11 protein-coding genes are annotated in these 13857 nt (G+C 42.1%); all 11 read right to left on the bottom strand.

The annotated features are described in order from the left end of the window. Positions 1-6: 6 nt before the first annotated feature. Positions 7-3432, bottom strand: a complete 3426-nt coding sequence (locus tag ACTJIP_RS08820; RefSeq protein WP_440704417.1) for a hypothetical protein — start codon at positions 3430-3432, stop codon at positions 7-9. 7 nt (positions 3433-3439) lie between these two features. After that, entirely contained in the window at positions 3440-4978 is a 1539-nt protein-coding gene (locus tag ACTJIP_RS08815) for a T9SS type A sorting domain-containing protein (RefSeq protein WP_440704416.1), read from the bottom strand. 272 nt (positions 4979-5250) lie between these two features. Next, a complete protein-coding gene (locus ACTJIP_RS08810) occupies positions 5251-5694 on the bottom strand; it encodes a TraQ conjugal transfer family protein (RefSeq protein WP_440704415.1) in 444 nt (147 codons plus the stop codon). A 17-nt stretch (positions 5695-5711) separates the two neighbouring features. Continuing rightward, entirely contained in the window at positions 5712-6275 is a 564-nt protein-coding gene (locus tag ACTJIP_RS08805; protein WP_440704414.1) for a conjugal transfer protein TraO, read from the bottom strand. A gap of 24 nt (positions 6276-6299) precedes the next feature. Next, positions 6300-7226 carry a conjugative transposon protein TraN gene (gene traN, locus ACTJIP_RS08800; protein WP_440704559.1) on the bottom strand — a complete coding sequence of 309 codons (927 nt, stop codon included), beginning with the start codon at positions 7224-7226 and terminating at the stop codon, positions 6300-6302. A 43-nt stretch (positions 7227-7269) separates the two neighbouring features. After that, positions 7270-8583, bottom strand: a complete 1314-nt coding sequence (gene traM / locus ACTJIP_RS08795; RefSeq protein WP_440704413.1) for a conjugative transposon protein TraM — start codon at positions 8581-8583, stop codon at positions 7270-7272. Then, positions 8546-8854 (bottom strand): hypothetical protein, encoded by a 309-nt coding sequence (locus ACTJIP_RS08790; protein ID WP_440704412.1) that lies wholly within the window; start codon positions 8852-8854, stop codon positions 8546-8548. The genes traM and ACTJIP_RS08790 overlap by 38 nt, the downstream gene beginning before the upstream one ends. Positions 8855-8881: 27 nt before the next feature. Further along, complete coding sequence (gene traK, locus ACTJIP_RS08785; protein ID WP_440704411.1) at positions 8882-9505, bottom strand: conjugative transposon protein TraK; 624 nt, start codon at positions 9503-9505, stop codon at positions 8882-8884. Positions 9506-9652: 147 nt separating this feature from the next. After that, a complete protein-coding gene (gene traJ / locus ACTJIP_RS08780) occupies positions 9653-10672 on the bottom strand; it encodes a conjugative transposon protein TraJ (RefSeq protein WP_440704558.1) in 1020 nt (339 codons plus the stop codon). 23 nt (positions 10673-10695) lie between these two features. Then, positions 10696-11325, bottom strand: a complete 630-nt coding sequence (locus tag ACTJIP_RS08775) for a DUF4141 domain-containing protein (protein WP_440704410.1) — start codon at positions 11323-11325, stop codon at positions 10696-10698. A gap of 23 nt (positions 11326-11348) precedes the next feature. After that, the gene (locus tag ACTJIP_RS08770) at positions 11349-13853 is read right to left on the bottom strand and encodes a TraG family conjugative transposon ATPase (RefSeq protein WP_440704409.1); all 2505 of its coding nucleotides are present in this window, start codon (positions 13851-13853) and stop codon (positions 11349-11351) included. Positions 13854-13857: the final 4 nt, after the last annotated feature.

Below are 13857 nucleotides of genomic sequence, written 5' to 3'. Positions count from 1 at the left end.
TTGTGCTTACTGTTTATAGTTATACTTAAATTCCTTGACTACCTTAAAGCTGTAGCTTCCTGCATTATCTCTTTCCCTTACCTGAACCTGCTTCAAGCGGTTGGCATTGTCATACACATAGAGTTCTCTAACTCCTGAAGGTGGTGTAATGGTTGTTACTCCCACCAAAGGATCATAAGTATACTTGGTTGTCATCCCAACGGGCTGAAAGGCATCAAGAGCCAGTAGAAGTTCAGCTTCTTTGGTTGGATCAGTGGCATCTTCATTGGATTTCGTCACAATCGTACTTACCATTCCTTCCACCTGACTATACAATGCTCCCACAATTTTTGCAATCGGTCTGGTCTTGTTATAGCCCCAGACAATACTTACAGGAGTACCGTCTTTCTCTCTGTACTGGAGAATATTCCCTTTTTCATCATATTTTTCGTAAGTAACATCCTTAGAAGAAATAGCTGGATTAAGGGTGTCATAAGAATATTCAGACAGTGGAAGCACTAAATTTCCGGTAATTGCATGAGGCAGCGCTGTTGGATAAATAGTTTCTTCCCTTGATGTCACTTTGGTAATATTATCTACCGTTTGCTGTGATTTTGTTTCCAACGCAATACCAACCATATTTTTATCAATCATTAACTGATTGTTTTTCTCATGGGCGTACTGATACGTCTTTTCTGTAGTAGACAAATCCGGAAAAATAGTTTTCTGCGAGGTTATCTGGGTATGTTTTGGATTATTATAGAAATACTGGGTTTCAGTTTTCATTGCATTACCATTCAGATAGTCTGTTGTTTTCTGTGATTTCAGGTACTCGAAATGTGAAATATTTTTGTATTGTACAATATCAAGATTATCCAGCTTATCTTCATAGGTAATCAGGCCTACAGGCTTTCCAAAACAGACATCATTATACGTTTGAGTGGTATTTTGAGCACCTGTTGCCTGGCAGTTTTTATATCCGTCTACCGCATTGTATTTGTGAGAATGATTGGCAGTACAATAGGTATACGATATGGTTTTTATCACGTCTTCTGCCGTACAGAGTTTGGTCTCATTCTTAGTGACAGGATTGTCATAATTTTTTCTGATCGAAAAGCCATCCACCTGATATTTTCTGCTGTTATCTTCTTCATAATTCATCTCTACGGTGCGTACCAGGTTACCTCCTGCATCCAGATATTTCGTCAAAATTTCGCGTCCATTATTCCATCCAAAATTCGTCCAGACAGAGTTTCGAATATTGTTCCCATAAATTACTTTACCAAAATCATCTGAACTAGTAGAGTATTTATGAATGATATTAGATTTGCCTTCTACAATTTCCTGTACTGTTTTATAAAAAACATTGGGATGGGTAGCAAATAGCTGATTAATATTGGAAGATGTTACCATCGTATAGGGAAACCTTTCTACTCCTGTAGGGACTGACCCACTTGGAAGGTTCGGGTTTACAGTACTACAGGTTCTTGTATAAAAGAGCTGCTCCTCAAATGCGGGAGTTCTTAATACAACAGCCTCGGTGTTTTGCTCATTCAAATCACGGTAAACAAATTTTCTTGTATTGGCTACCCCATTTTCCGAAGTATCTACAATCTTAGCAATTCGTAGCCCACCAATTGGTCCTTCTTTATCTCCATAAACTGCCTCCTTGGTTGTATAACTTGCAGATGCCGTGGAACGGGTACAAACAAATAGCGTCCAAACTTTAAGAGTTAAAGGTTCATCTTTCTGAACATGGGCAAAAAGGCCTGCTCCATTATTGGTAGGAAAAGTAACCGAATTACCCGCATCTGTAACCACTCCAGCAGGAGTTTTAAAAAATAATGGAACAGCCTGACCATTGGACTTTAAGAGGCTCACAATTGCCCTGTGTTTCCCGGTAACCTGCTCGGCAGGATCACATGAACTATTAAACTGGGCACTTCCTCCCAGAGTGATATCTTCTGTTCGAAGTGGAGTAAAAGCCACTGTATTTTCAACATGACCATTATTATCATCTGCCGTGGCTTTAATCTGAGTTCCTGTTCTTTCCGATGGACTGAGCATTACATTTTGCTCAATTGCAGTATGGTTTTCATAGGTAAACTCGGTAGATCCTTTTGTAGGATAAATTACCTTTTGAAGTATCCCAATAGCCGTGTGCTGAGGAACGACCGACTGTGATGCTCCATTGTATGAACTCCACATAGATACCTTCTCTTTGTAAGGAACCAGATTAGTGTTGGAGGTATTGCCATTATAATATCCCCAGCTGTCCCTGCTAAAGGCCAATCTTGGAGGAAATACATCCGGTAAGTTGTACTCAAATCCATAGGTAGTATTTAAAACACCATCCACTACCGAAGTAAGGAACAGACGGTTATTAGCGGTAAGGTTGTAATTGAGAGTAACATCATTAATTATACTGCCATTAACTTTTTTGGTAACTTTCTGTAATCTCTTATAGTCTCCACTGCCTCCCGATTGCAGGTAATCAAAAATAATCTCTCCATAAGAAGGATTGTTACTATAAATTCTTTTAATCTGTTTTCCGGTAACAGTCTGGTTATGGCTGATCAGTTCACTTACTTGAGGGTATCTGATAAATGCCGGGTTTCCGCAACCCGATGTCATAGGACCATCATTAGGAGTAGTATATGATAAGGTCTGTGATTGGCTCATAGTACCAGTATACCCACCATCTACATTCTCAATAAATACAGTTTCTCCGCTGGTAATATCCTCAATTTTTGTCAGATACCAGGCTGTGGTAGAAATGGATATGAGAGAATGTCCTGCACCAGCGGTACGGTTAGATGTCGTCTCTTTATCTGTAAAATAGTATTTGGTTCCATTATCTACCGTTATAGTAAAAGAATTTCCTCCACTGGTTCCCTCAATCACTACATCTTTTTGGGAATAAATGACAGGAATTCCTTTTTTGTCAAAGACAAATTTAATCTGCATCCCTCCAAAACTGGCCATATACAAATCCTGCTCTGTATCTATATCATCGAAGGAGGCATCCTGGAAAAACTGCATAGCAGCCGTTGTATTAGCACCCAAATCTCCAATATTGGTTGGGATATTTATATTGGATTGATTATCCTCATCAGGTAAATCTCTTATCACCCTTGTGATTACCCCTCCGGAAACAAGGTTCCAACCAAGTCCTATAGAACCGTTCATGTCGTCTACTTTGATTCCATTAGAAAAATAATTAAGCCTGATGGGAATATTAATATTCTCAGTTGCAAAAGATGTTACAGGAATATCTACATTGGCATTCCCTGTGAAAAGGCTTACCGGAAGATTTCCAAATGCTCCCAATTTGTAGGATTCAGCAGATGGAGGAATAATATTGGGTAGTGTTGACTGTTTGCTGCCGGTAGTTTGCGCGAGAGCCACACCCATAGACAAGCAAAAGAATAAGCTTGTAATATTTCTTTTCATTACGTTTTTATTTCTTAATTAATTTGGCGTTAGCAGTTTTATTCGTATCGGTTTTGATAGTCACCAGATACGCTCCCTGAACTAAAGCCTGGGTATTAATCTTAGTGACTTTGTTTTTGGTTTTAAGACTTTGGAGTTGTCTTCCACTCATATCGTACAACAAAATATCAGCTTCCGTGAACTGGGAACCTATTTCTACATACGCATAATCTGATACTGGATTTGGATAGATTTTGATGTCATATTTTTCAATGAGCTGATCAACCTGCTTATCTCCCAGTTTCACAATCTTCCAGTTTTCTTTGCCCAATTCTTCTGCACTGGTTCCAGCCAGAATAATGGAACCATCTCTATTCAGCTTCAAGTCTGAAAGTCTTTCTTTTTTTTGTCTGGACTCTCCTGTTATATGCTTTCGCCACTGCTCATTTCCATTTTGATCAAGGTATAGCATCCAGAACGTTTCATCATCGGTTTGTATTCTCCCCTCAGCTTGGGTATAACCACCTAGTAGAATGCCTTTAGTAGATTTGTCGTCTGCCGAATGAAGCACGCTCATTCCCATCAAAATATCACGGTTTTTGAAATTGTAAGATTTCTGCCACTCTTCATCCCCTCTTTCATTTAAAGAAATAAGCCACAGGTCTGTTCCTTCTTCAAGACCTACGGTTTTATTTCCTGTTCTCTCTGACCTGGATTCTCCACCAATGACAAATCCAGTTGATGTTAAAGCCAATGTTCTTACATGATCATCTCCTTTTCCTCCAAAGTTCTTTTCCCATTCCACTTTATTATCTTTAGAAAGTTTTACTACCCAAAAATCTCCTTCTCCATAATTTTCAGTTTTCTTTGTTCCTCCAGCATTGCTTCGGGAGTATATTCCAAGTAAGGCTCCACCGTCTTTCGTGGGAATCATTTTTTCTACTTCATCTAAGCCTTTTCCTCCTAAAACAAGCTGGGATAGTTCTTTTCCGTCTTTGTCTAATCTGGCAATTAAAACATCTTTAGAACCATAACCTTTTGCAGCATTCTCTACGTTGCCAGCAACAAAGAATCCTAAATCCATAGTTTGAATAGCAGCTCTTGCTTCTTCATCTGCAGCAGTTCCTAACGTTTTCTGCCATAGTTCATCCCCAAATTCATTGATTCGGATTAACCAGATGTCTGAACCTCCTTTAGAAGCCTCTTTTTTATCCAGACCCTTTCCTGAATAAGAGGTACCCGCAATTAAAAACCCGCCATCCTGTGTGGTAACAGCAGCTGAGAGATAATCATGATTCTGCCCGGAAAAGTATTTTTCCCAAACATCTTCTCCCTGCTGGTTCAGTTTGACCAAGTGGAAATCGTAGCCATTGTTTTGTTTGCTCGCTTGCTGTAATGTGCCCTTCTGAATCGAGCTTCCCGTGATCAGATACTGCTGATCAATTGTTGTGGTAACCTGACTCAAAAAATCCTGAGTAGAGGATTTGATGTCTCGTTGCCACATTAATTCCTGGGCTGATCCCAAGACTGTGCATAAGGTTAAAGCACAGAAATAAAATTTCTTCATACGCTTGTGTATTTAACGGGTTAAAAATATTATTAATAATTAGCATATGTCATCCGTAAAAACCCCATATTTTTATTAATTTTTCGTAACATATGTATATTGCTGTTCAATGCTTTATATCATATGGCAAAGCTATACCCGCACAGCGCCAAAACGTGTCGTATTAAAATAGAAGAAGAATTTTTTTCGATTTTATTATTAAACTTAAAAAGCCAGGGTAAAAACCCCGGCTGTCTCATCTTCATACATATTAACCCCTCAAGTGATGAATATCAGTTAAAATCAAATTCAGCTGTTTTCTCGTTTCCGAACTGATCCGACACCCATATTTGAAACTTATGACTCTCCTTAGATTTCGGTCGGTAGTAAAGTTTGAAAGAGTCAAGCGGAATTTTATACTGTTTGTTAGGCTTCAAAGGCTTATCCACCTGAAGCATCAGGCTGCCCAAACCTTCGTGTTGAAAATAACGGATCGAGTACTCGGTTGCCTGATAGAAGCCTTCCCTTTTGATATGACACGGAATTTCTACAATCTCTCCGGAAATTACTTTGGAAGGAACAGGCATAATTTCCAGCGTAAACGGAAAATTGGTCTGGATATCCAACTCTTTAGAGCAGGAGATAAGCATAAAACAGCCTATCAAAAGGACGCTCAATAGATTTCGCTTTTTCATGATACCCTTCATTAAAGATGGGTAGATGATAAAATATTTCATAATAATTGGGTTTAATATTAAAAAATAAAACGTATTCCCACACCCGCCCACGGACGGAGGCGTTCCAAGGTTGTTCCCATCACATACCGGGTTTTCCCCTGGACTAACAGCACTACTCTGTTTCCCAGGTAAGTCTCTAATGAAAGACGTACAGCACCTCCATACATAAAATGGTCCTCATTAAGAATAACAGCACCGGAAGGAAGTATCTTTTTGCTTTCATTAATGGTTTCATACCCCGCCACAGCACCCAGTCCAACGTAAAGTGAAACCGTCCTTGACCAGTCTCCCAGTACATACAGGTTGTAACTTCCTTCACCGGCAAAGCTCTCTACCGGGATTTCAGTTCCTTCAAAAGCATACTTTCTCCTTGAATAATCAAGTGCCCACAACAGGTAGTTGCCTTTTTTCCTGGTCATTGTCATTCCTGCCTGTATATAGTACGGAGTAGGTAAAAAATCTTTTCCCCAGGCTATGCCCGCCGAAAGCTCTATTCCTTTCTTTCCCTGCATCAGCCTTTGAGCCTTAGCCAGGCTAAAACCTGCCAGAAACATAACAAGTATCAAAACTATATTTTTCATTGTTTGAAGATTTTAGGGAGTTGATTAGAAATTAAGATGCATGTCCTTTACCAGTCTGGCTTTGATGAGATCTTCGTTCTCGATATTCAATACCTGGTGCCGGCCGCCATTCTTTTCAAAGATTTCAATAACCAGGACCTTATCATCAGGAATAGTGAGCTGTTCCAAGAGGTAAACATTCCTTTCAGAACTTGTTCCAGCTACCTCGCTCAGCTCCAAATATTCCCCAAGAGGCTCTATGGTACGTTCCTGAATCACGGTACGCTTACTGACCTTTTTATCCACCACCTTAAAGCTGATAAAATCAATGCTAAAAGGAATATTCGTGGCATTACTGACCTGCATATAGAAGAAAAGCTTTCCATTCAGGGTATAGATCCCCTTGAGCTGCACCCGTATTCCAAAACTTTCTGACGCTATATGATGAACAAATCGCTTATCCCGTTTATAGATGGTTTCCATTACCAGCCGGGATAATGCCGGAGCATCTGATCCCAGCTCTTTAAAGAGGGCTTCCCCTTCGCCGGTTGCAGTTATACTATCTTTACCAGCTCTCCTTTCTCTTGATAAGTTAATCACAAGAGCACCAGGGTAGTCACTATACCGGATGTTGAAATTGTAAAACTTCCCGTCTTCGGTAATAACAGAAGAATTGGTTTCTTCTGTAAAATCCTTCACAGATGCCTTTATCCTCAGCACATTGTCCACATTTTCCACTTTCTCAGCGGTAATATGTTCATTTCCCAAATCCATATAGCGTATAGCCGAGGGAAAGATCAGATGGGTGGTTTTATCATAAGTCACCCTTAATTCAAAAGGAGCTATTGTCGTATAAGGCACTTCCGGAGGGAGGCTCTTTACGGCTTTCGCAGTATCAGCGGGTATTTCTGCTGGCTGTACCTGTGCCCTCGCATAGTGCGGGATCATGGCTAACAGGAAAATGACAGCCATTTTCAAAAAAATATATTTCATAATTGTTTTTTAATGGTTGGTTCTAGTTGTTCTTATTGTTTTTAGGGAGCAGAAAAAGAAGGTATCCTGCTTTTACCGTAATCTTAGGGGTACCGATCCTTTTGGCCAGATATCCCGTAGTTCCCTGTACTACTCCTTTCGTGAGATCAGAGATGAGCTGCTGCCCTGTGGAGCTGCTTAGCACGATGTTGGTTCCGGCGGAACTGCTCATACCCGATGCGATTTCCTTCATCGCATTAACATCCGGTGTATAAGGCAGGTTAAGCCCCAATTGCCCATCCAGGTCATAGGCGGAAATTTCCACGGGAAGGATATTGCCTTTATACTCCACTGAACTTATTTCCAGTCCCAGCCTTCCATCTCTGATCCCTGCTCTTGCGGTAAGAAGTGTACCAGGTGGTATGCCTATCCCGCCAATCCGTATCCCTTGTAAAAGACGCAGAGCCACACTGCTGCCTGCTGTAATAGTTTGTGTCCGGTGAATACAGGCATGAATGCTATTGGACACCATTTTAGTGGGGGCAACCCTATTTACAGAATGGCCATTGAAAAAGCGTTCCTGCTGTCCATTCAATACCGAAGCCTCAAATTCCTGATCCGTCTGCTCGCCCTTTTGGGTCAGCGAGGACACGACATTCTTCTCCGTAGTATAGACAGGTTCAATATACCGTTTAGGAATAGTTTGTTGCCTTATTGTATCCGGGGCAGGTATTTTTTGCTGAGGCATAACCTGCGGCAGATACTTGGCAGCCATCTGATAGGATTTCTCCATCATGGCAATAGGGTCATTGACTACTGGGTCCGGAGAGGAAAGAGCATTGGCTTTTTCTCTTTTCAATTCCCGGATTTCCTTTCGTAGTGCTTCATTCTGATTGTCGTCATGGTAGAAGCTTCCCAGGGTATTTTGTATCTCGTCATAATTCTGCCTGCCACTGAGAGCAGGATTGGCACGGGGAACGCTACCTTGCCCCATCAATGGACTTTCAGGAGCAGTACTGTCTTGTTTATTCAGGTAATCCGACAATGCCAGCATGGCATTCTTCCTTTCATTCTGCTTTTTTTCAAGAAGCTCCTGTTCATACGCTTTCTCCTTATCACCGAGTAAACCGGCATCATTGGCCTGCGGAACAGCATTATTCAACCCCACTTCAGCAATGGCTTTATTTTCGGCAGGCCGGAAAATAAGGTATAAACATCCTGCACAAGCAATTGCAAGAAGGGCGTAGACCGTGACTTTCTTAAAATCCGGTTTCTTCCCGCCGGTTCTCTCTGCCTTTATGCTATTTTGATCACCCGTCTCATGGATGAGTACCGTGTTTTTCTTTTCCTTTTCCATAATAATGATCTGTTTTTCTGTTATAACCGGTAGTCATAAAGGCTACTTTTTTACTTTTCTGCAGCGGATTGACAATATGATCAATCTCGCCTCCCGCTTTCTTCCCACTTTGGGCATCCAGATAAATCCACACCATCGTAGCGATGGCCATTAACAGATATATAACGGATATAATCAGGATGAATCTGCGTCGCTGGCGGTGGGTTAGGCTATTGCAGTAGCTTTGTATACCTGCCTGCCAGGTGTCCACCCTATTTCTTAAACTCTTCATGGTATTCCTATTTTTTAGTTGAATAGATTAGCGGTCTACTACCTGCAAGTCTTTATTAGCCAAAACCGTAAATTTTTCGATAATGAAGCCTTGTGGATTGGTATCAGACCTGACCGAATTGATCAGGATACAGGAAGTAACTAAACTTCTTTCCGTGATACTACTGCTTCTGGTAATATACTGTCTAGCATATGTTTGGACCGCGTAGGGATAGTGATCAAAGTTGCAGCGGATACTGTCTATTTCTAACCGCTGAATCACATTTCCTGAAATGATTTGATTATAGTAACCTTTTTCCGAAAGGTCTTTGTAGTAGTTGAACGTGCTTTTATCGGATAACAGGAAGGCACGCTTCATATTATTTTCTATAGCACTTTTATCGGGCGCCAGGGTAAAAAAAAGCTCGTGAAATCTTCTGATGTGCTCACGCGCCTCTACCGGCCTGTTGATCTTCGCATCCTGTGAGAGCGCTAACATCAGGGATTTTCCATTATCCAGTACGTAGATCTTCTGACGCTGCTTCTCAGCGAATTCATAGGATTTCCAGATAACAAAAGCCGTCACTGCTAAACACAATCCCGCAAACAGGAAAGAAAACAGTCTGATCTGTTTAAAGCTGTTTTCAATGTTTCTTAATATTTTGAATTCCATAGTATCGTTGTTTAAGATTAAAAAGGCCGGTTGGGGTACTTGATTCATCCGCAGGGATTGATACCACTTCAGGTATAGAGAAGGTATATTTCCTGGAATAAAGCATTAGTAACCCTTCCGGCCGTCCTTACATATTGAGGCGAGTGGCTACTTCTTGCTTAAGAGTTCACCTTTAACCTGACCTGCTTGTCCTGCAATATTTCCTGCAACAGCTCCGGCACCCGCACCGGCCACACTACCCGCCTTGCGTGCAGATTGGCTCATATTCCGACCGAAACTTCCCATACCTCCCGACTGAATAATCCAGCTCGTAACCGTTGGAATCGTAAAGTAGCCGACAATGCCAATGAGCATGAAGATGATGTAGACAACGCTCGAACCATCAGGAATAAAATTGGGATCAGCAAGCTGCTCGATATCCTTTTCGATCATCAGTCCCTGTATCTTTGCGAGCATGGTGCTAAAAAGATCGGCAACAGGGAGCCATAAATACACCCCGATATACCTCGATATCCACTGGGTAAGATTGGATTGGAAACCATCCCATACCGATATCGCAAATGCAATGGGTCCGAGAATCGATAGCACAATCAGGAAAAATGTCCGTATGGTATCAATCACCAGGGCAGCCGCCTCAAAGAGAATCTCCACCAGCTCACGGAACCAGTCCCGTATCTGCTTTTCAAGGTTGTAGGAAGCCCGCTCGATATACATCCCTGCCATAGCTGCTATATCCGAAGGTGACCATCCCAGCTCATCCAGCTTCTTATCAAATTCTTCATTGGAAGAAAGAAAAGCCGTTTCAGGGTTCCGCAGCAGTGCTTCCTTTTCCAGCTGGTCCTTTTGGGACTGTAGCTTATGGAGATCCAGGGTTTGGCCTTCGAGCATTCCATGCGTACCTGTGACGATAGGACTCAGAACACTGTTTATTGTACCCAGAACGATCACAGGGAAAAACATCACACAGATACCGACAGCAAAAGGACGCAGCAGTGGATATACGTCGATCGGTTCGGCGCGGGCAAGTGCCTGCCACACCCTAAAGGCCACATAAAACAATGCTCCCAATCCTGCAATACCTCTTGCCACTCCCGACATTTGCGAACATAGCGGCATCATCTCGTCATATAGAGCGCGAAGCACTTCGTGCAGGCTCTCAAATTCTATTTGTAGTAACATAAGGCTGAAGTTTACCAGTATCTCAATTTATCTGTACCATAGAGCTGTAATACCCTGGCGCCGTCATTCTCTTTCTTAGCTCTCAGGTAGCTCACCGATACATTCTTATTGGTATAATAGCGTACAAGCTTATAATACTCACGGACTTCGTTGTATACCTTGTCAATGAGGTCCATACGTTCCTTATCATTCATTTCAAGCCCGGTATTACCCACAATCTGTTTGAGATCTTTTAAAAGCCCGGAACTCTCTTTCAAAAGCTGAGAGTATCCAAAAGCAATAGCAGTGATCTCCTGCGGGCTGAAATGGGGATCATTAATCATCTTCCCAAAATTGGTCACATACATTTCCGAAATATCACCAACCATCAGAACTGTCTGCTGTACTTTGCGGGCATCTTTCACCAGGTTATTGATCTTCTTTAATTTGTCATAATACTCCTTTCCCTGGCTATATACCTTCTCTACCTCCTTAAAATTTTTCAGAACATTAGATACCGTCGAAGAGGTCTGAATAATCTCGTTAGCACTGTTGATAATACCTGAAAACAGGTTACCGGGGTCCGTTACGACGAACTGCGCTTTAAGTGATGTCGTGCCCAAAAAGATGATGGCACAAAGCATCAGGATTAACTTTTTCATTGAATAAATTTTTGTTTGAATTTTTAACTGTTGTTTTCTTTCTTTGAAGCGGCAATCTGGCGAATAGCCGCTTCAACGTCGCCTCCAAGCTGCGCGGCAAGCTGCATGACTTCAAGTTTTTCCGTTTCCTCTGTGGTAAAGGCTAAATACTGCTCTGCGCTAACTTCTGTGGCATAGACGGCGGAGTGGGTTCCTCCAAGCCCAATCCATACTTCTTTATATAAGCGGGAAGGATCATTGTTCTGATTAATCGACAAAATCTGCCCTCTTTGTTTTTCCGTCAAGCCCAACATTTTTTGGATGTCGTCGAACTTATTCATGTATTTGCGCTGATCCAGAAGGATCTTGCAATCAGAATTATTGATAATGGATTCCTTAACAATTGGAGAGTGGATAATATCATCAACCTCCTGGGTAACAATAATGGCTTCTCCAAAATACTTCCTGACCGTTTTAAAAAGGTACTTTATATATTCCGCCATACCCTCTTTGGCAATAGCTTTCCAGGCTTCCTCAATTAAAATCATCTTACGGATTCCTTTGAGTCTTCTCATCTTATTAATGAAGACCTCCATAATGATAATCGTTACAATAGGCAGCAGAATTCTATGCTCGCGAATCGCATCAATTTCAAAAACAATGAAGCGTTTGGAAAGAAGGTCTAATTGCTTATCAGAGTTGAGGAGATAGTCATATTCGCCCCCTTTATAATAGGGTTCCAAAACATTCAGGAAATTAACCAGGTCAAAATCCTTTTCCCTCACTTTTTTCTCTTCCAGGATTTGACTGTACACATCCCGCACATACTGATAGAAGCCATTAAAAGACGGTAGATGGGCAGGATCTTTTTTCAGGTAATCAATGTAGAGGTTAACCGCGTTCGATAATGCCACTTCCTCCGAGCGGGTCGGCGGCTCGTCATCCCGCTTCCATAGCGTGAGGATAAGGGTTTTAATACTCTCTTTTTTTTCAATATCAAATACCCGATCGTCGGTATGAAAAGGATTAAAGGAGATGGGATTATCTTCCGTATAGGTGAAATAAACACCATCCTTCCCTTTCGTTTTTCCTTTGATAAGCTCACATAGCCCCTGGTAGGAGTTTCCGGTATCTACCAGAAGGACATGGGCGCCCTGCTGGTAGTACTGCTCCACCATATGATTGGTGAAAAAAGACTTCCCGCTGCCCGAGGGACCCAGCACAAATTTGTTGCGGTTGGTAATGATCCCTTTTTTCATGGGCCAATCCGAAAGGTCAACATGAACAGGCTTTCCGGTCAGCCGATCAGACATCTTGATCCCAAAGGGAGAGGGAGAATCCCTGTAATTGGTTTCACCACTGAACAGGCATAACGCTGGTTCCATGAACGTGTAGAAGCTTTCCTCACTGGGAAAATCCCCGGCATTGCCGGGAATACCGGCCCAGTATAGCGTTGCTACATCACTGGTATTATGCCGCGGTACACAGTCCATCTGTACCAGGGCGCTTCCAGTATCATTCTTTGCCTGCTTGAGCTCAAGTGCATCCTCAGCCCAGCACATCACATTGAAATGGGCACGGATGGAAGGCAGCCCATAGGAGTGAGCCTCGTTAAGATAGTTTTCTATCCACTCCCGGTTAATCTGGTTACTCCGGCTATACCTGCCAAGGGAGTGCATATTACGGGCGGTCTTCTCAAACTTCTGAAGGTTATCTTCACTGTTATCTATAAAAAGATATTGGTTATAGATATGGTTGCAGCTCAAAAGAAGTCCAACCGGCGCCGCAAAGGATAACATGCTGTCACTACGATCAGTGGATAATTTTTCATGCCGTCTTTCGGAGCTTACCGATGCCGGTAAATCGTCGGTATCAGACAAAGTATGTAAGCATAGCCGCTTATTGCCAACCCGCATTTCTTCCCCACCCAGATACAAGTCCTGTAGTACACCCGTACTGCCAGTTGATAAAGTCAGGTATTTAGATAAGAGTCCCTGCTCTTTTCCATCACCCAGCAATTCCTGCTCACCCATTCTTACCATGGACAATAGGCCACTGTCATTAATAATTCGCTCAAACTGGCTGACAGCTTCCGCAAAACGATATAGGGTTTCACTATCCAGGCGTACTTTCGGGACCAGTGATCCACGGCAAAGCGATGAAAAGTTGCTTTGCTTGCGCATCCTATCCCTGGTGGTTGCTGTGAGGTAGAGATAACAATAGTGATTTAAGAAAGGGCGCTCGTTAAAATGCAACTGATAGCTGCGACCCAAAAAACTTTGGTCTTCACGATCAAGTTCAGGTTGGTAGTCCTCTTTGATAAACCAATCCTGCTTGCAGACTACCGTATAATCAGGCAGTGTCTTAACAGCCTTATGCCAGGTAGAATGGATCGTTTCATACTCCTCAGTACCGACGGTAAAAATCTCAGGAAGCCGAACTTTAAAACAGGCGGTAATATCTGCTTCCTTAGAGATTAAAAATCCCTGCTCAAAAGCCAGCAATGGAAACATGCTTTCCAGGGTCGCTGATTTTAATGTGTTTTTCATTGGG

The sequence above is a fragment of the Chryseobacterium sp. 22543 genome (assembly GCF_052044565.1).
In the GTDB taxonomy this organism is placed as follows: Bacteria; Bacteroidota; Bacteroidia; order Flavobacteriales; family Weeksellaceae; genus Chryseobacterium.
This window is presented reverse-complemented; position numbering and strand designations above follow the sequence as displayed.

Coding starts and splice junctions, on each gene's coding strand:
- ACTJIP_RS08820 (WP_440704417.1), bottom strand. CDS start 3,432: ATGAAAAGAAATATTACAAGCTTATTCTTTTGCTTGTCTATGGGTGTG.
- ACTJIP_RS08815 (WP_440704416.1), bottom strand. CDS start 4,978: ATGAAGAAATTTTATTTCTGTGCTTTAACCTTATGCACAGTCTTGGGA.
- ACTJIP_RS08810 (WP_440704415.1), bottom strand. CDS start 5,694: ATGAAATATTTTATCATCTACCCATCTTTAATGAAGGGTATCATGAAA.
- ACTJIP_RS08805 (WP_440704414.1), bottom strand. CDS start 6,275: ATGAAAAATATAGTTTTGATACTTGTTATGTTTCTGGCAGGTTTTAGC.
- traN (WP_440704559.1), bottom strand. CDS start 7,226: ATGGCTGTCATTTTCCTGTTAGCCATGATCCCGCACTATGCGAGGGCA.
- traM (WP_440704413.1), bottom strand. CDS start 8,583: ATGGAAAAGGAAAAGAAAAACACGGTACTCATCCATGAGACGGGTGAT.
- ACTJIP_RS08790 (WP_440704412.1), bottom strand. CDS start 8,854: ATGAAGAGTTTAAGAAATAGGGTGGACACCTGGCAGGCAGGTATACAA.
- traK (WP_440704411.1), bottom strand. CDS start 9,505: ATGGAATTCAAAATATTAAGAAACATTGAAAACAGCTTTAAACAGATC.
- ACTJIP_RS08775 (WP_440704410.1), bottom strand. CDS start 11,325: ATGAAAAAGTTAATCCTGATGCTTTGTGCCATCATCTTTTTGGGCACG.
- ACTJIP_RS08770 (WP_440704409.1), bottom strand. CDS start 13,853: ATGAAAAACACATTAAAATCAGCGACCCTGGAAAGCATGTTTCCATTG.